The 16,989-nt window shown below is 62.4% G+C and carries 16 protein-coding genes and 1 tRNA gene; 10 read left to right on the top strand and 7 right to left on the bottom strand.

Annotation, left to right across the window (positions count from 1 at the left end):
* Positions 1-115 precede the first annotated feature (115 nt).
* The 4 genes from AB4136_RS21835 to tkt form a co-directional block, all read right to left on the bottom strand.
* Positions 116-1,312, bottom strand: coding sequence for a phosphoglycerate kinase (locus tag AB4136_RS21835; protein ID WP_024922749.1), 1,197 nt, complete (start codon positions 1,310-1,312; stop codon positions 116-118).
* Between the two features lie 100 nt (positions 1,313-1,412).
* The gene (locus AB4136_RS21830) at positions 1,413-3,311 is read right to left on the bottom strand and encodes a potassium/proton antiporter (protein ID WP_024922748.1); all 1,899 of its coding nucleotides are present in this window, start codon (positions 3,309-3,311) and stop codon (positions 1,413-1,415) included.
* Positions 3,312-3,495: 184 nt separating this feature from the next.
* The gene (gene gap / locus AB4136_RS21825) at positions 3,496-4,506 is read right to left on the bottom strand and encodes a type I glyceraldehyde-3-phosphate dehydrogenase (protein ID WP_024922747.1); all 1,011 of its coding nucleotides are present in this window, start codon (positions 4,504-4,506) and stop codon (positions 3,496-3,498) included.
* Positions 4,507-4,662: 156 nt separating this feature from the next.
* Complete coding sequence (tkt, locus tag AB4136_RS21820) at positions 4,663-6,657, bottom strand: transketolase (RefSeq protein WP_024922746.1); 1,995 nt, start codon at positions 6,655-6,657, stop codon at positions 4,663-4,665.
* Between the two features lie 257 nt (positions 6,658-6,914).
* Here tkt and AB4136_RS21815 point away from each other — a divergent pair, with 257 nt between their 5' ends.
* Complete coding sequence (locus AB4136_RS21815; protein ID WP_024922745.1) at positions 6,915-7,187, top strand: DUF4164 domain-containing protein; 273 nt, start codon at positions 6,915-6,917, stop codon at positions 7,185-7,187.
* Between the two features lie 15 nt (positions 7,188-7,202).
* Positions 7,203-7,580, top strand: a complete 378-nt coding sequence (locus AB4136_RS21810) for a cell division protein ZapA (RefSeq protein WP_024922744.1) — start codon at positions 7,203-7,205, stop codon at positions 7,578-7,580.
* Positions 7,581-7,668: 88 nt separating this feature from the next.
* Here the strand turns inward: AB4136_RS21810 and rpoH are convergent, their stop codons facing one another.
* Together rpoH and AB4136_RS21800 are read right to left on the bottom strand one after the other, a co-directional pair.
* Positions 7,669-8,580, bottom strand: coding sequence for an RNA polymerase sigma factor RpoH (gene rpoH, locus AB4136_RS21805; protein WP_024922743.1), 912 nt, complete (start codon positions 8,578-8,580; stop codon positions 7,669-7,671).
* A gap of 189 nt (positions 8,581-8,769) precedes the next feature.
* Positions 8,770-9,813 (bottom strand): RluA family pseudouridine synthase, encoded by a 1,044-nt coding sequence (locus AB4136_RS21800; protein ID WP_024922742.1) that lies wholly within the window; start codon positions 9,811-9,813, stop codon positions 8,770-8,772.
* Between the two features lie 26 nt (positions 9,814-9,839).
* On the opposite strand from AB4136_RS21800, the gene AB4136_RS21795 reads away from it, so the two are divergent.
* The 3 genes from AB4136_RS21795 to AB4136_RS21785 all read left to right on the top strand — a co-directional run bounded on the left by AB4136_RS21795 (position 9,840) and on the right by AB4136_RS21785 (position 10,872).
* Entirely contained in the window at positions 9,840-10,220 is a 381-nt protein-coding gene (locus AB4136_RS21795; RefSeq protein ID WP_024922741.1) for a hypothetical protein, read from the top strand.
* A 12-nt stretch (positions 10,221-10,232) separates the two neighbouring features.
* Positions 10,233-10,640, top strand: coding sequence for a VOC family protein (locus AB4136_RS21790; protein ID WP_024922740.1), 408 nt, complete (start codon positions 10,233-10,235; stop codon positions 10,638-10,640).
* A gap of 157 nt (positions 10,641-10,797) precedes the next feature.
* Positions 10,798-10,872 (top strand) — tRNA-Glu (locus AB4136_RS21785).
* Between the two features lie 26 nt (positions 10,873-10,898).
* Here the strand turns inward: AB4136_RS21785 and AB4136_RS21780 are convergent.
* A complete protein-coding gene (locus AB4136_RS21780) occupies positions 10,899-11,822 on the bottom strand; it encodes a sugar phosphate isomerase/epimerase family protein (RefSeq protein ID WP_024922739.1) in 924 nt (307 codons plus the stop codon).
* 218 nt (positions 11,823-12,040) lie between these two features.
* On the opposite strand from AB4136_RS21780, the gene AB4136_RS21775 reads away from it, so the two are divergent.
* The 5 genes from AB4136_RS21775 to ugpC all read left to right on the top strand — a co-directional run bounded on the left by AB4136_RS21775 (position 12,041) and on the right by ugpC (position 16,976).
* A complete protein-coding gene (locus tag AB4136_RS21775; RefSeq protein WP_137901172.1) occupies positions 12,041-12,415 on the top strand; it encodes a hypothetical protein in 375 nt (124 codons plus the stop codon).
* A 221-nt stretch (positions 12,416-12,636) separates the two neighbouring features.
* Positions 12,637-13,968 (top strand): extracellular solute-binding protein, encoded by a 1,332-nt coding sequence (locus AB4136_RS21770; protein ID WP_024922737.1) that lies wholly within the window; start codon positions 12,637-12,639, stop codon positions 13,966-13,968.
* A gap of 77 nt (positions 13,969-14,045) precedes the next feature.
* Positions 14,046-14,930 carry an ABC transporter permease subunit gene (locus tag AB4136_RS21765; protein WP_024922736.1) on the top strand — a complete coding sequence of 295 codons (885 nt, stop codon included), beginning with the start codon at positions 14,046-14,048 and terminating at the stop codon, positions 14,928-14,930.
* A gap of 14 nt (positions 14,931-14,944) precedes the next feature.
* The gene (locus tag AB4136_RS21760; protein WP_024922735.1) at positions 14,945-15,841 is read left to right on the top strand and encodes an ABC transporter permease subunit; all 897 of its coding nucleotides are present in this window, start codon (positions 14,945-14,947) and stop codon (positions 15,839-15,841) included.
* Positions 15,842-15,854: 13 nt separating this feature from the next.
* Positions 15,855-16,976 (top strand): sn-glycerol-3-phosphate ABC transporter ATP-binding protein UgpC, encoded by a 1,122-nt coding sequence (gene ugpC, locus AB4136_RS21755; protein ID WP_137901171.1) that lies wholly within the window; start codon positions 15,855-15,857, stop codon positions 16,974-16,976.
* Positions 16,977-16,989 lie beyond the last annotated feature (13 nt).

Raw genomic sequence — 16,989 nt, 5'->3', positions numbered from 1 at the left:
CGGGCGCATAGCAGAAGCATGCGCCAGCTGAAAAGGCCGATCCAGAGTACTAACCGATTGAAAGATTTTCAAACGATTTGAGGTCGCCGGCAGTGCTTGACAGCCGGCGTTTCGCCTACTTCTTCAATACTTCGACGCCGGGCAGTGGCTTGCCTTCCATCCATTCGAGGAACGCGCCGCCGGCGGTCGAGACATAGGTGAAATCGTCGGCAACGCCGGCGTGGTTGAGTGCCGCGACCGTATCGCCGCCACCAGCTACCGAAACCAATTTGCCGGCCTTGGTGCGGGCGGCTGCATGTTTGGCGGCGGAAACAGTCGCCTTGTCGAAGGGTTCGATCTCGAAAGCGCCGAGCGGACCGTTCCACACCAGCGTGGCGGCACGGTCGATCCACTGGTTGATCGTCTCGATGGTCTTGGCGCCGACGTCGAGGATCATGGCGTCGCCAGGTACCTTGTCGATGGCAACGGTCTCGTTGGCGGCTCCCGCCTTGAATTCGCGCGCCACTACGCCGTCCACCGGCAGGATGATGGCGCAACCGGCAGTGGCCGCCTCGATCATGATCTGCTTGGCGGTGGTGGCGAGATCGTGCTCGCACAACGACTTGCCGACATCGGTGCCGCGCGCGGCGAGGAAGGTGTTGGCCATGCCGCCGCCGATCACCAGCGCGTCGACCTTTTTGACGAGGTTCATCAGGAGATCGATCTTGCTGGAGACCTTGGCGCCACCGACAATGGCGATGACCGGCTTGACCGGCGCGCCGAGGCCTTTCTCGAGCGCCTCCAGTTCCGCCTGCATGGTGCGGCCGGCATAGGCCGGCAGCACGCGCGCCAGGCCTTCGGTGGAGCAATGCGCGCGGTGTGCGGCCGAGAACGCGTCGTTGATATAGACGTCGCCGAGCGCCGCGAACTGTTCGGTCAGCGCGGGATCGTTCTTTTCCTCGCCCTTGTAGAAGCGGGTGTTTTCCAGAAGCAGCACATCGCCGTTCCTCATGCCGGCGACAGCCAGCTCGGCCTTTTCACCCGCACAGTCGGCAGCGAAGGCGACGGGCCGGCCGAGAACCTCGGCGGTGGCGGCAGCGATCGGGCGCAGCGACAGGTCGGGTGCGGGGCCGTCCTTCGGGCGACCGAAATGGGCGAGCAGGATAACTTTGGCGCCCTTGTCCGAAAGCTCCGAGATCGTGGGCACGACGCGTTCGATGCGGGTAAGGTCGGTGACCTTGCCGTTGGCAACAGGCACGTTGAGATCGACGCGCACCAACACGCGCTTGCCGCCCACATCGCTGATATCGTCCAGGGTCTTGAAGCCAGCCATGCCTGTTCCTTTTCGAAAAGATGCCGGACCTTACCCGCCAAAAACGGGGATGCAAGGCTTGAGAAGCATGGGGCGATAAATATCTCGCCACAAGGTGACATCACGCTGGCAGCGGGGCGTCATCATCCTTGCGTTCATTCGCGTCGGGACGGTTCTGCGTCGTATCGTCCTCCGACGCCTTCGGCTTTTCGGGCGGCTTGCGGCGATTGCGAATGAGGCTGGCGATACGGTCAAAAAGTTCGCCGGCGCTGAGGAAGGCAGGCACCCGCGCGACCGGCGCCGTCGGCTCAAAGGACAGCCCGAGGCCGGTGATGCGGCCCTTGTCGTCGACATCGCGCACGATCAGTTCGATCGGCCCGATCGAGACACGATCGGCATATTCGGCATGGCCATCCAGCCGCTCTACCACCAGCGCGCCGATGGTCAGCTTGCGCTCCTCTTCAGTCAGCCCAGGCGCGTAGGCCGCTTCCAGTTCTTCGGCGGGGCGGTTCGGGTCGACGGCGAAGGCACCGAAGAAATCGGCATCCTCGGGGTCGACCACGGCGCGGCTGGCGAACAGCTTGTCGAGCAAGCGCGGATAGCGATCGGGCACGAAGATATAGACGTTGTCGCCGGCCTGCAGGCGGCCCATGTCCTGGAAGCGCATGGAGCGGCCATCGCGAACGACCAGCGATGGCCTTGCCCACCGCGGGATACGTTCGCCGCGCGCGACCGGGCTGCCCGGTACGACGCGGTAGGCGAGCAATTCATGGTGGGCCGAGCCCGGCAGTTCGAGCTCGACCTTATCAAGCGGGCCGATGCGTGCGGGCACTATGAGGCCAAGCCTTCGGGCCAAGGGTCCGACCGTCCAGCCCTGCACCACCAGCGAAACCAGAACGATGATGAAGGCAACGTTGAAGATCATGCGGCCATGTTCCAACCCGCCGAGCAGTGGGGTGATGGCGAGCAGGATGGAGACCGCGCCGCGCAGGCCGACCCAGGAAACGAAAGCGACTTCCGGGCGCGGCAGCCGGAACGGAATAAGGCAGAGCCAAACCGCCAGCGGGCGGGCGATGAAGATCAGGAACAGGCCAAGCAGAATGGCCGGCAACAGGATCGCCGGAAACTGAGACGGCGTCGCGAACAGGCCAAGCACCAGGAACATGATGATCTGCGCCAGCCAAGACATGCCGTCCTGGAAGCGTTTCAGGATGGTGACGGCGCGGATGTCGGAATTACCGGCAACGAGCCCGGCCAGATAGACCGCGAGGAAGCCCGAACCGCCGATGGCGCCGGCGGCGGCAAAGACCATCAGCGACAGGGTGAGCACGAAGATCGGCAGGAGGCCGTGGTCGAGGTTCAGCCTGTCGACCAACCGCACGATCGCCATGCCGCCAACAATGCCGACCGCCGCTCCCAGCCCCATGTTGAGCAGGAAGCCAAGCAACAGGTCGGCGAGCAGCACCGGAGCCTCCGGATTTGCTCCCGCGGCGATCACCTCGACCAGGGTGATGGTTAGGAAGATGGCGATCGGGTCATTGGTGCCGGATTCCACTTCGAGCGTGGAGCGCACACGTTCGCGCAGGTTGATCTCGCCGGCGCGCAACAGAAAGAACACGGCGGCGGCGTCAGTGGAGGCGACGGAAGCGCCAAGCAGGAAGGATTCCAGCCAGTTGAGATCAAGCAGATAGAAGGCGGCTGCGCCGAACAAGCCAGTGGTGAGCACGACGCCGACCGTGGCCAGCGAGAGCGCAGGGCCAGCTGCCTGACGCAACACCTTGAGCGGCGTGCCGAAGCCGGAATCGAACAGGATCACAGCAAGTGCGAGCGAGCCGATGAAATAGGCGACGCTGGCATTGTCGAAGGCGATGCCCAGTCCGTCGACGCCGGTAGCAAGGCCGATGCCCAGAAACAGCAGCAGCAGCGGGGCACCGAAGCGGAATGCGATCAGGCTCGAAAACGCGGCGGCCACCACCAGTCCGGTGCCGATCAGCGTCGCGAGATAGATCGCGTGCTCCATCCAGTTTTTCCCCTCGCGCTTCGCTCTTCTCCGCTTTACGGGAGAGTGGGGCGAAGACATGGCCGGTGCAAGGCGCGGCCGTGATTTTTTGAGCTAGCACACTGACTTCAGTGATTTTTCTCCGCCAACGAAAAACGCCCGGCGGAACCGAGCGTTTCACGAAGGTCGAAAAGGGGCGGAGCGATCAGGCGATCATCTTGCTCAAGGCGACGGCCGTGTCGGCCATGCGGTTGGAGAAGCCCCATTCATTGTCGTACCAGGACATGACGCGCACGAGATTGCCCTCGATGACCTTGGTCTGGTCGAGCGCGAAGGTCGACGAAGCCGGGTTGTGGTTCAAGTCGACCGAGACCAGCGGCTCATTCGTATAGGCGAGGATGCCTTTGAGCGGGCCATCGGCGGCGGCAACGAGAACAGCGTTGACCTCGTCGACCGTGACGGTCTTCTTGGCGACGAACTTGAAGTCGATGACCGAGACGTTCGGGGTCGGGACGCGGATCGAGACGCCGTCCAGCTTGCCCTTGAGTTCCGGCAGGACCAGGCCGACGGCCTTGGCGGCACCGGTCGAGGTCGGGATCATCGACATCGCTGCGGCGCGAGCGCGATAGAGGTCCTTGTGCATGGTGTCCAGCGTCGGCTGGTCCCCGGTATAGGCATGGATCGTGGTCATGAAACCCTTTTCGATGCCGAAGGCATTGTTGAGGACCATGGCCACCGGCGCCAAGCAGTTCGTGGTGCAGGAGGCGTTGGAGATGACGATGTGATCCTTGGTGATCTTGTCGTGGTTGACGCCGTAGACCACGGTCAGATCGGCGCCGTCGGCCGGGGCCGAGACGACGACGCGTTTGGCGCCGGCGGTCAGGTGCGCGGAGGCCTTCTCCTTCGAGGTGAAGATGCCGGTGCATTCGAGCGCGATGTCGACGTTGAGTTCCTTCCACGGCAGCTGGGTCGGATCTTTGATCGCGGTGACCTTGATCTTCTTGCCGCCGATGGAAATGCTGTCTCCGTCCACCTTAACTTCGTGGGGGAAACGGCCGTGCACGCTGTCATAGCGCAAAAGGTGGGCATTGGTCTCGACAGGGCCGAGGTCGTTGACGGCGACGACTTCGATGTCCTTGCGGCCGGACTCGTAGATCGCGCGCAAAATGTTGCGGCCGATGCGGCCAAACCCATTGATGGCAACTCTGACGGTCATGTCTTTCTCCCGGGGAGCGTGAAAGGCGGATGCAAAATGTCCGCCGCCTGAATAACGGCGAGCGGCAAAAGAATCCAGCCGCTCGCCCTGAGAGCTAATCGTTTCATTCGTCTGGTGCGACGAAAGGGCCCGGCGGATGCAACCGCCGGGAAGGCATTACTTGGCGTGAAGCCGCGCTTCCACGGCCTTGGCGGTATCCTCGGCGGTGATGCCGAAATGCTTGTAGAGCTGCTCGATCGTGCCGGAGGCGCCGAAACCGTGCATGCCGATAAAGATGCCATCGGTGCCGATGATGGGATCCCAGCCCTGGCGAATGCCGGCCTCGATGGCGACCTTGATCTTGGCCTTGCCGATGATCTTTTCGCGATAGGCATCGCTCTGCTGGAAGAACAGCTCGAAGCAGGGCACGGAGACGACACGGGTCGGGTGGCCGTGGCCCTGCAAGAGGGTGCGGGCACCGAGCGCGATCTCGATCTCCGAGCCGGTGGCGAAGATGGTGACGGCTGCTTCGCCACCTTCGGCGGCGGCAAGCTCATAAGCACCAAGACGGCAGAGGTTCTCCGCGACGTAGTCGGTCCGCACCGCCGGCAGGTTCTGGCGGGTCAGCGCCAGCGTCGACGGCGTCTTTTCCGATTCCAGCGCGATCTGCCAGCATTCGGCTGCCTCCGTGGCGTCGGCCGGGCGGAAGACGTTGTGGTTCGGAATGGCACGCAGCGCCGCCAGATGTTCGACCGGCTGGTGGGTCGGGCCGTCCTCGCCGAGGCCGATCGAGTCATGCGTCATGACGAAGATCGAGCGGATGCCCATCAGCGAAGCGAGGCGCATGGACGGACGCGCATAGTCGGTGAAGCACATGAACGTGCCACCGTAGGGGATGATACCGCCATGCAGCGTCAAGCCATTCATCGCGGCGGCCATGCCGTGCTCGCGGATGCCGTAGTGGACGTAGCGCTCGCCGTAGTCGTCGCGGGTGATCGCCTTGGTCTGGCTGGTCTTAGTGTTGTTGGAGCCGGTCAGGTCGGCCGAGCCGCCGATGGTTTCGGGAACCGCGCCGTTGATGACTTCCAGCGCCATTTCCGACGATTTGCGGGTGGCGACCTTCGGCTTGTCGACGGCGAGCTTCTTCTTGTAGTCGGCGATGACGGCGTCGAAATCTGCCGGCAGCTTGCCGGCGATGCGCCGTTCGAATTCGGCGCGCAGCTTGCCGTCTGTCTTGGCGAGGCGGCCTTCCCAGTCGGTGCGCTGCTTGGCGCCCGCTTCACCGGCGGCACGCCATGCACCCAGGAGGTCGGCAGGAATCTCGAAAGGCGGCGAATCCCAGTTGAAGAACTTGCGCGCGCCGGCGATCTCTTCAGCGCCGAGCGGCGAACCGTGCACCTTGTTGGTGCCGGCCTTGGTTGGCGCGCCGAAGCCAATGGTGGTCTTGGCCGCGATCAGCGTCGGCTTGTCGGAATGGCGCGCCGCCTCGATGGCATAGGCGATCGCTTCGGGGTCATGACCGTCGACATGCATGGCATTCCAGCCGGAAGCCTGGAAGCGGGCGACCTGGTCGGTGGAGTCTGACAGCGAGACCGGGCCGTCGATGGAGATGTTGTTGTTGTCCCAGAACACGATCAGCTTGTTGAGCCGGAGGTGGCCGGCCAACGCGATCGCTTCCTGCGAAACGCCCTCCATCAGGCAGCCGTCGCCGGCCAGCACATAGGTGTAGTGGTTGACGAGGTCGTTGCCGAAAGCGGCATTCATGATGCGCTCGCCGAGCGCGAAGCCGACCGAATTCGAGATGCCCTGGCCGAGCGGACCGGTGGTGGTCTCGATGCCGGTGGCATGGCCGTATTCAGGATGGCCGGCGGTCTTCGAGCCGAGCTGGCGGAAATTCTTGATCTGCTCAATGGTCATGTCCTCGTAGCCCGTCAGATAGAGCAGCGAGTAGAGCAGCATCGAGCCGTGGCCGGCGGAGAGGATGAAACGGTCGCGGTCGGGCCAGTGGGGGTTCTTGGCGTCGAATTTCAGAAAGCGCGTGAACAGGACAGTCGCGATGTCGGCGGCGCCCATCGGCAGCCCAGGATGGCCGGAATTGGCCTTCTCGACGGCATCCATGGACAGAAAACGGATCGCATTGGCCATCCGATCGTGTTGTTCGCGCGAAACCATGGTTCCTCCAGCCGTTCGGTTCGGAAAAGACGCCGCGACACATAGCAGGCCAGTCGCGTGAGTCAATCAAACCTAAATCGATTTAGTTGGCTTCTCATCAAGGAAAATGCCGACGGCGGCTCGATCAAATTAGCGTTAGCGGGGGACAGCGGTGACGGCTTTGTTGACGTGTCCTTCACACGCCGCCTAATGTTTCACGAATAACGCGTTCTGAACGCGAGCGATTCGGTGATGGGCACGGGCTGAGGACGAAGGCCATGACCGGGGAAACGACCCTTAAGGAAGTCATTGCGAGGCTGGGCAAGGCCATGGAAGGCCTAGAAAATGCCGTCGCGAACAAACTTGAAAACGAGCGCGACTATTCCGAAGCCGAAGCCGAGGTGCAGCGCATGAACGCCGACCGATCCAGGTTGGCGCAGGAACTCGACAATTCCGAAGCGCGGGCCGAACGGCTGGAGGACGCAAACAAGGAAGTGTCGCGTCGGCTGGTGGCCGCGATGGAAACCATCCGCGCGGTACTGGACAGATAGCACAGGAGATCCGGCATGGCGCAGGTCACTGTCACCATCGACAATAAGCAATATCGGATGGCTTGCGACGAAGGCCAGGAAGAGCATTTGGTCGACCTGGCCGAGCGCTTTGATCGCTATGTCGCGCATCTGAAGGATTCGTTCGGCGAAATCGGCGACCAGCGCCTCACCGTCATGGCCGGCATCATGGTCATGGACGAGCTGTCCGAGATGCAGAAACGCATCAAGGGCATGGAGAGCGAGGTGCTGACGCTGCGCAAGACGCGCGACGACGCGCTCACCAAGGCCGACAAGAACGATCAGGCGCTGACCGGCGCGCTGGGTGCCTTGGCGCAGCGCATGGAAGGCTTGGCCGCCACGCTTGCGCCGAAGCGGGTTCCGGCCGATTCCTGAGACGGTTTAGAGCATCGATCATTGCCGCAAAACAAAACCGCGCCGGTTTGCCGGCGCGGTTTTTTGCCTTGGGAGGCGAGGTCGTATCTTAAGCAGTCGGCTGGGCGTCGATCGTGCGCAGCGCCTGGGTTTGTCTGCGCGCCGCGGCCTTGACCGCATCCTGGACTTTCTCGAAAGCGCGCACTTCGATCTGGCGCACGCGCTCGCGGGAGATGTCGAATTCGGACGAAAGCTCTTCCAGCGTCAGCGGTTCGTCGGCAAGCCGGCGCGCCTCGAAGATGCGGCGTTCGCGATCGTTCAGAACCGACAGGGCGCCGGCCAGCATCTGGCGGCGGTTGTCCAGTTCGTCCTGCTCGATCAGCATCTCTTCCTGGCTGTCGTGGTCGTCGACCAGCCAGTCCTGCCATTCGCCGCTTTCGCCCTCGGTCGCGCGGATCGGCGCGTTAAGCGAGGCGTCGCCGGACAGGCGGCGGTTCATCGAGACCACCTCTTCTTCCGACACGTTCAACCGCGTGGCGATCTCGGTGATCTGCTCGGGCTTGAGATCACCGTCGTCGAGCGCCTGGATCTTGCCCTTCACCTTGCGCAGGTTGAAGAACAGGCGCTTCTGATTGGCGGTCGTGCCCATCTTGACCAGGCTCCACGAGCGCAGGATGTATTCCTGGATCGAGGCCTTGATCCACCACATGGCATAGGTGGCCAGCCGGAAGCCGCGCTCCGGCTCGAACTTCTTGACGGCCTGCATCAGGCCGACATTGCCTTCCGAAATGACTTCGCCGATCGGCAGACCGTAGCCCCGATAGCCCATGGCGATCTTGGCCACGAGACGAAGGTGGCTGGTGACCAGCTTGTGGGCGGCGCCGGTGTCTTCATGCTCATTGTACCGCTTGGCGAGCATATACTCTTCCTGCGGCTGGAGCATCGGAAAGCGACGGATTTCTTCCAGGTAGCGGGAAAGGCCGCCTTCACCGGAAACGATACTGGGTAGTGACTGGGCCATGAACTGCGCCCTCCTCTCTTTTGGGATTGCCCCCGAAACGTGGCGGGCAAATGACGCGGCTGCTTGACTGCACGGTCGCGCCGAATGGTTTATACCGGAACAAAACCGGAAAATCCACGTATTTGTTCAAGGCAAAACAGTGTGTCACCGTTAAGTGAACAATACGAGTCAGGTTTTTTGGTGGCAGGTTCAGAGATTCCGAAAGCCGCCGACCAGTTCCTCCATGTCCCCTGGCATCGGCGCTTCGAACGTCATCGTCAGATGGGTATCGGGATGACTGAATTCAAGGAGGCGTGCATGTAAGGCTTGGCGGGGAAAGGCGGCGACCTTTGCCTTCAGGGGATCCGGCAACCGGTTCGCCTTGGTGCGGAAGGCCTGGCCGTAGTCGGGGTCTCCGATCAGCGGGTGGCCGATATGGGCCATGTGCACGCGGATCTGGTGGGTGCGGCCGGTTTCCAGCCTGCACTCGACGAGGCTGGCGCTGGCGAATTTCTGCTGTCCTTCGCCAAAGCGCTCCTCCACCGTGAAATGGGTGACGGCATGGCGGGCGTCGTCGCGATGCTCGGGTACCACAGCGCGGCGCACGCGGTCGGCATGGCGGCCAAGTGCTGCATCGACAGTTCCCATGGCGCGCTCCGGAATACCCCAGACCAGCGCGACATAGGCACGGGCGAGATCGCCGGTACGGCCGTGATCGGCGAAGGCCTCGGAAAGCACCCTGTGGGCATGATCGGTCTTGGCGACAACCATGACCCCACTGGTGTCCTTGTCCAGGCGGTGAACGATGCCTGGCCGCCGCACGCCACCGATGCCGGAAAGGCTGGCGCCGCAATGATGAATCAGGGCGTTGACCAGCGTTCCGGTCCAGTTGCCGGCGCCGGGATGGACAACCAGTCCGGCCGGTTTGTCGATGACGATTAAGGCGTCGTCCTCATAGAGAATGTCGAGCGGGATGTCCTCGCCCAGGGGCTCGGCCGGCTCGGGCTCCGGCATGTCCACCGAGACGTGGTCGCCCACGGCCAGCTTGCGCTTGGCCTCGTCAACTAGGCTACCACCAATGCGCACGGCACCTTGCTTGATCAAAGCCTGGATGCGGTTGCGCGACAAATCGGGTGCCAGTCTGGCCGCAAGCCACTGGTCGAGCCGCTGGCCGGCCGCTTCCTGCCCAGCCTCCAGCGCGATCGTTACCGGCTCTATGAATTCGTCGGTGTCTTCGTTATCAGGTGCGGCCATCGAAACCGTTCCGAGAGAAATTGCCCATGGCCCGGCCCCTTGCCGATGAGGAAGACAAGCCGCTGGATCCCAATATCGAGAAGGTACGCCGCAAGCTCGTTCGCTTCATGGCCATCAATCTCGGCCTGCTGTTCTTTGCCCTTATGGTCGTGGCAGTCGCGCTTGTCTACAAATCGCGCACGGCAAAGCAGCCGGCTGCACCGCTGGTAGGCGATATTCAGACGCCGGCGGGTGAGCCGCAGACCGGAGATATCGTGCTGCCCGTTGGCTCGAAGGTGCTGTCGCAATCACTGTCGGGCGGCCGGCTCTCTCTCGATGTCGACCTTGCCGATGGCAGCCGCGCGATCTTCATTTACGATCTGACGGAGCGGCGCATCGTCGGCCGCTTCGTCATCCGCGCGCAATAGGTGGGCCCAGCCGTGAGCGACTTCGCCGCTGGTCGTTCCGTTGCCACCGTCGCCCTTGTAGTCAAGGACTATGACGAGGCGATCCGCTGGTATGTCGACCGAGCGGGTTTTGTCCTGACATCGGATGTCGATCTCGGTGGCGGAAAGCGCTGGGTCACGGTGCAGCCGGCGTCGGGGCAGGGGGCGAAACTGCTCCTGGCCAAGGCCGATGGCCCCGTCCAGTCGGCCAGCGTCGGCAACCAGACTGGTGGCCGCGTATTCCTGTTCCTGGAGACCGACGACTTCGAGCGCGATCACGCGGCGATGATCGCGCGCGGCGTCGAGTTCCGTGAAGCACCGCGCCATGAGCTCTATGGCACGGTTGCCGTCTTCGCCGATCTCTATGGCAATCTCTGGGATTTGATCCAGCCGGCGCGATAGCCGGCCGGGTGGTTACAACGCTTGGCCGCCGCCACTCTGGAGTGGCGGCGGCCAGGGCGAGTACGACCGTGACCGCTGTCGACGCCGACGATGAAACTTGCCCGTTTCAGCCTGTTGCTTTTTCAAACGGGCCAGCCTATATCGCCGGTTCTCGGCTGCGCCCATCGTCTAGCGGTTAGGACGGCGCCCTCTCACGGCGCAAACAGGGGTTCGATTCCCCTTGGGCGTACCAACCACCAAAACATCAGGACAAGTCGTTCAAGCTGCTGCCGCGGTGTGTACGAAGCGTGCTTTCTCGGCGAGTTTTTTGGTTGCGTCCACGGTGTCCTGGGCTGCGTACCAGTAGCGTTCTTTGAGCTCGATGTTGAACAGAACCCCATCCGGGAACTCGCATTCGGCCATCAGCTTGTCCCAAGGGATGTCGCCCCAGCCGACAGGCAGGTGAAGGTCGCCATGGCCATAGGCGATGCGCTCGCCGTCGGTGTACATCCAGATATCGTCCTGGCGGCCGAAGCTGTCATGGACATGCAGATGGCGCGCATAGGGCGCGAGCGCTTTTACTTCCTCGACGAAATCGTCGCGGCGGCCGTCGAAGTCGAGCTTCAAATAGGCATGGCTGAAATCGAGCGTCGCCATGACGTTGGGATGGTTGATGGCGCCGAGTTCCGTAGCGAGGCGTGACGGCGAGGCCGCGAGCGCCTTGCCTTCGTAGCCCGCGAAAAGCGTTTCGACGCACAGGATCAGGCCATGCTGGCGGGCGACTTCGCCGCTTTTGGCCAGCCATTCGCGCTGGCGCTGGTAACCGGCCTCGATGCCGTCGGCCTGCTGGGTCGCCATCAGGCCGGAGTGGATGACGTAGTGTTCCGCACCCACTTCGGCCGCCACTTCCAGAGAGGCCTCGAGCACCTCGAAATGGCGCGGCAGACGATAGGCTTCGTCCATGAAGTTGATGGCGAGCGGCCCATGCACGGAATAGACGATATCGCGTGCTGCGCAGGTGCGCTTCAGCGCGACAAGCTGCGGCTTCCTGATCTTGCCGCCGACGACGATATCCATGTCGTAGGTCGGCAGTTCGATGGCCTCGACGCCGAGTTCCTCGATCATGTCGAGTTCCTCGGCGAAGTCGGAGAGATCGTTGGCGCGCTTATGCGCAGAGATTCCGGTGCCGGTGACGGCTGACATAGGCTTGGTCCTTTGTTTTAGGGCTGGTTCGGCCGAGCGTGCTCGACAGGCCGTTTGCCAACATGACGCGTTTTCATGTCCGGCGTCTGACCGGCGCGTGACACTTCCCTGACGGCATCTGGGGAAAAGCCGCGCTGGCTCCCTGCGATCGCGGCTCGACAACAGCCGGCAAATGTCATTGAATCGTCATCGGACCGTCATGGATGGGGATTCGGGCTTTGCGCAGCACGGCTTTGTGTTCGGTAATCCTGATCGCCTCGGCGCTCGCAACCGGCGAAGCGGAGGCAGGCGACCTCAGTTCGACAGAGCTTCAGAACGAGTTGGTCGGCCGCTCAATCGCCTGGTGGGAGGCTGGCGGCTGGCGGGGCGGCTTACTTTTGCTGGCACCGGATGGCACGGCCGAGATCACGATCGAAAACGCAAACGAGCACGGCGACAAGGGGCGCTGGGTGTTGCGCAATGGTGAATTGTGCACCACCTGGCTTGAACTCCGCGACGGTGGCGAGAAGTGCTACAGCGTACGGCGCGGCGAGCATGGGCGTTTTGTCACCTCTGGCGGCAATGTTTTCGAAATCCGGGATGCCGGTGTCTAGCCTCGTCTGACACGGCTGGGTCAGATCAACAGGCCTTGAGCCTCAACGCACCCCGACCCGACGGGATTGCTGACGCCTGGAGTGTCCTGCGCACCTGATCGGTGGGGATTGTCGTCATATCATCACGAAACCACAACGCGGCTGTCACGTGACCTCTCTAGGGGAGGCGCCGTAGCGGGCGTTTCCGCTCGCGCAGCAACCTTCCTGTCTGGAGAGGACGAATGAAACGATTAATCCTGCTCGCGACGACGGCCGTCGTCCTTGCCAGCGGCGCCAGCGCCGCCGAACGCACAAAGTTCGAGTTCTGGTATGGCCTCACCGGCGACCTCGGCGAAGTGGTGGCCAAGCACTGCCAGCTCTTCAATCAGTCGCAGGACAAATACGAAGCCGTCTGCACTGGCCAGGGCGGCTACGACAAGGCCGAGCAGAACACGATTGCGGCCTATCGCTCCAAGCAGAATCCGACGATCGTGCAGATCTACGACGCTGGCACCGTCAATTTCATGCTGTCGGGCGCGATCTATCCGGCCAACAAGTTCGCCCAGGACTACAAGCTCGACATCGACTGGAAGGCGTATTTCCCCGGCATCGCCAACTATTATGCGACCAGCTCCGGCGACATGTGGTCGTTCCCCTATAATTCGTCGACCGCCGTGTTCTACTGGAACAAGGACGCCTTCGCGAAGATCGGCAAGACCGAAGCGCCGAAGACCTGGGCCGAGTTCGGCGAAGACCTGAAGGCGATGAAGGCCGCTGGCGTGCCTTGCGGCTTTGCCTTCGACTTCGATTCCTGGATGGATCTCGAGCAGTTTTCGGCCACCAATGCCATTCCGCTTGCCACGCTCGACAATGGCTATGGCGGTCTCGGCGCCGAGCTCGCCTTCAATAAGACCGCCTTCGTCGGCCACATGAAGGACTTCAAGTCTTGGCTCGATGCCGGCTATGCCAAGATCCAGACCAAGCAGATGGGCAAGGACATCGTCCAGGCTTTCGCCGACGGCACTTGCGCGGCGACCATCACCTCCATCGCCAACCACGGCACCGTCCACAACACCCAGGCCAAGGACCTGAAGTGGGACGTTGCGATGATGCCGGTTCTCGACGCCTCCAAGCGCACCAACTCGATGGTCGGCGGCGCTTCGCTGTGGGTCATGAAGGGCAAATCCAAGGAAGAATACGAGGCCGCGGCCGCCTTCCTGAAATACGTCACGGCTCCGGACACCGGCGAGAAGTATATCGCCGAGAACACCGGCTATATCCCGGTGACGACCAAGGGCTACGAGCTCCTGAAGGCTGAAGGCTTCTACAAGGATCCGAAGCGGGTGAACCGCGACATCGCGATCGCTTCGTTGACGGCTTCGAATGTCACGCCGCTGTCGCGCGGCATTCGCCTCGGCAACTTCACCTCGATCCGCGCCGAACTGCGTTCGGAACTGGAAGCCGCCTTTACCGGCCAGAAGGACATGCAGACGGCGATCGATGCCGTGGTCGAGCGTGGCAACCAGATCCTTCGCCGCTACGAGCAGACCTACAAGGGCGCGGCGCTGCCGTAAGCTGTTCAGACTTTCTCACGGGCGTCGCGGCTTGCCGCGGCGCCCTTTCATAAACATGACAGGCAAGGAGCATCCGCGTGGAAAAGCGTGCGACCTTCTCCAACCTCTGGCTGGCGGCAGCTTTCATTGCCCCGCAGATGCTTCTTATCTTCGTTTTCTTCTACTGGCCTTCCGGCGAAGCGCTTTATTGGGCGGTCACGCTGGAGCCGCCGTTCGGCGGCAGCAACCAGTGGGTTGGCTTGCAGAATTTCACAACCGTGTTCCAGGATCCGAAATACTGGGCCTCGGTGTGGGTCTCGCTGACATTCGCCTTCTCGGCAACGGTGCTCTCGCTCGCCATCGCCACGCTGCTTGCGCTCTTCGTCGACCGCCGGCTGCCCGGCCATCAGGTCTATAAATTCACCTTCTTCCTGCCCTACGCTTTGGCGGCACCTGCGGTCGGTCTCGCCTTTCGCTTCATCTTCTCGCCGGACGCCGGCTTCGTATCGGTTATCAACCGCGCATTTCCCGGTTTCTGGAACCCTGCGCTCAACGGCTACGACGCCTTCACGCTTATCGTGCTGGCGCAGAGCTGGAAGATGGTCGGCTACAACTTCATCTTCTTCCTGGCGGCGCTGCAGTCGATCCCGCGCACGATCTCGGAAGCCGGCGCCGTGGACGGTGCCAGCGTGCTAAGACGCATGTGGGATATCCAGTTGCCGTTGATCACGCCGACGCTGTTCTTCCTGATCGTGATCAACATCACCGACAGCTTCGTCGACAGTTTCGGCATCGTCGACATCACCACCTCGGGTGGGCCAGCGCGCGCCACCGAGCTGATGGTCTACAAGATCTACACCGACGGTTTCCAGGGCAAGGACTACTCGCTCGCCGCCGCCCAATCGATCGTGCTGATGCTGTTGGTCATCGCGCTGACTTTCATCCAGTTCCGCTTCGTCGAGCGGCGTGTCCACTACCGCTGAGCCGAGGTCGAGCCGTGATCGAACGCACCCCTGTCCTCGACTTCCTCACCCACGCGCTGCTCATCGTCAGCCTGGTGGCGCTGCTCATCCCCTTCTGGATCATCTTCGTGGCGGCGAGCCACGACTTCCATACCGTGAACCAGGTTCCGATGCCGCTTTGGCCCGGCAGCCATTTCCTCGAGAACATGGCCACCGCCTGGGAGCGTGGAAACTTCAGTCGGGTGATGCTGAACTCGATCATCGTCGCCGGCGGCGTCACCATCGGCAAGATCGTGATCGCGGCGCTCTCGGCTTTCTCGATCGTCTATTTCCGATATCGGCTGAGAATGGTGATGTTCTGGCTGATCTTCATCACCCTAATGCTGCCGCTGGAAGTGCGCATCGTGCCGACCTATGCCGTTGCCGCCGACGCGCTTCGGCCATTCAGGGCGATCTTCGAGCTGTTCGGCATCGCGGTAGCCCTGCCGGAATGGAACCTGCTTAACTCCTATTCTGGCCTGATCCTGCCGCTGATCGCCACCGCAACCGGCACTTTTCTCTACCGTCAGTTCTTTCTCACCGTTCCCGACGAGCTGACCGAAGCCGCCAAGATGGACGGTTCCGGGCCGGTGCGGTTCTTTCTCGAAGTGCTGATGCCATTGTCCAAGACCAATATGGCGGCGCTCGCCACCATCATGTTCGTATGGTCGTGGAACCAGTATCTATGGCCGCTGCTGGTGGTGACCGATCAGCAGAACTTCGCCACCGCGACCATGCAACTTCAGAAGATCGTGCCCGGTCCGGTCTTCGGCGAGCCGCCGATCTGGAACGTCGCCATGGCGGCCAACCTCATCGTGCTGACGCCACCGGTGCTCGTCACCATCTTCCTGCAGCGCTGGTTCGTGCGCGGCCTCATCTCCACCGAAAAATAAGGGATAACACCCGATGGCCGAAATCACCCTGCGCAATGTGCGCAAGTCCTACGCCAAGAACGAAGTCGTGCATGGCGTGAACCTCGATGTCGCCGGTGGCGAGCTGATCGTCATTCTCGGTCCTTCGGGCTGCGGGAAATCCACGCTGCTGCGCATGGTCGCCGGCCTGGAATCGATCACTTCGGGCGAGGTGGCAATCGCTGGCCGAGTGGTCAACAAACTGGAGCCACGCGAGCGCGGCTGCGCCATGGTGTTCCAGAATTATGCGCTTTATCCGCACATGTCGGTGGCGAAGAACATCGGCTACTCGCTGAAGATCGCCGGACTTCCGAAGGCCGAGCGTGCCGAGCGCGTCAACAAGGTGGCGGCGACACTCGGCCTCACCGATTATCTCGAACGCAAGCCGGCCCAGCTTTCCGGCGGACAGCGGCAGCGCGTGGCCATGGGCCGCGCCATGATCCGCGAGCCGAAAGTTTTCCTCTACGACGAGCCATTGTCGAACCTGGATGCCACGCTGCGCGTGGCCATGCGCGTCGAGATCCGCAAACTGCACCAGCGCCTCGGCGCCACTACCCTGTTTGTCACCCACGACCAGGTGGAGGCGATGACGCTGGCCGACCGTATCGTGGTCATGAACAAAGGCGGCATCGAGCAGATCGGCACGCCGAGCGAAGTCTACGGCCGGCCGGAAACCACCTATGTCGCCAACTTCATCGGTTCGCCGGGCCTCAACCTGCTCAAGGGCGCGGCCCATCCTGATGAAGGTATCGTCAAGTTGCCTGACGGCCAGCAACTCGCCTACGACCGCAATCGTTGGCCCGATATCGGCCATGGACCGGTAACTACCGGCTTCCGTGCCGAAGCGGTGAAGTTCGGATCCGGTCCGCTTTCGGCGCGCTTCGATTTTGCCGAGGAACTCGGCATCGCCAAACTGCTGCACAGCTCGTTTGGCGGGCAGGCGATGATCGTGCATGTCGCCTTGCGCGACGACATGCAATCGGGCCAGCCGTTCTTCTTCTCGGTCGATCCCGCCGACGTGCAGCTGTTCGACGCCGATAGCGGCCGTCGCCTGCAAGAGGTGACGCCCGCCGTCTCGAAAGCGGTGCCGGCCCCACTCGCCCAAACCTTGTCGTAGGGAGTTCGTGCGG

The organism is Mesorhizobium sp. 2RAF21 (assembly GCF_052115345.1).
Classification (GTDB): Bacteria; Pseudomonadota; Alphaproteobacteria; order Rhizobiales; family Rhizobiaceae; genus Mesorhizobium; species Mesorhizobium terrae.
Note: the sequence above shows the minus strand (reverse complement) of the source record. Positions and strands in the feature narration are given on the sequence as shown.

Bases quoted from the DNA above. Each gene is read 5' to 3' on its own strand.
- gap (WP_024922747.1), bottom strand. From the start codon at position 4,506: ATGACCGTCAGAGTTGCCATCAATGGGTTTGGCCGCATCGGCCGCAAC.
- AB4136_RS21810 (WP_024922744.1), top strand. From the start codon at position 7,203: ATGGCGCAGGTCACTGTCACCATCGACAATAAGCAATATCGGATGGCT.
- AB4136_RS21800 (WP_024922742.1), bottom strand. From the start codon at position 9,813: ATGGCCGCACCTGATAACGAAGACACCGACGAATTCATAGAGCCGGTA.
- AB4136_RS21815 (WP_024922745.1), top strand. From the start codon at position 6,915: ATGACCGGGGAAACGACCCTTAAGGAAGTCATTGCGAGGCTGGGCAAG.
- AB4136_RS21835 (WP_024922749.1), bottom strand. From the start codon at position 1,312: ATGGCTGGCTTCAAGACCCTGGACGATATCAGCGATGTGGGCGGCAAG.
- AB4136_RS21780 (WP_024922739.1), bottom strand. From the start codon at position 11,822: ATGTCAGCCGTCACCGGCACCGGAATCTCTGCGCATAAGCGCGCCAAC.
- AB4136_RS21770 (WP_024922737.1), top strand. From the start codon at position 12,637: ATGAAACGATTAATCCTGCTCGCGACGACGGCCGTCGTCCTTGCCAGC.
- AB4136_RS21830 (WP_024922748.1), bottom strand. From the start codon at position 3,311: ATGGAGCACGCGATCTATCTCGCGACGCTGATCGGCACCGGACTGGTG.
- ugpC (WP_137901171.1), top strand. From the start codon at position 15,855: ATGGCCGAAATCACCCTGCGCAATGTGCGCAAGTCCTACGCCAAGAAC.
- AB4136_RS21795 (WP_024922741.1), top strand. From the start codon at position 9,840: ATGGCCCGGCCCCTTGCCGATGAGGAAGACAAGCCGCTGGATCCCAAT.
- tkt (WP_024922746.1), bottom strand. From the start codon at position 6,657: ATGGTTTCGCGCGAACAACACGATCGGATGGCCAATGCGATCCGTTTT.
- rpoH (WP_024922743.1), bottom strand. From the start codon at position 8,580: ATGGCCCAGTCACTACCCAGTATCGTTTCCGGTGAAGGCGGCCTTTCC.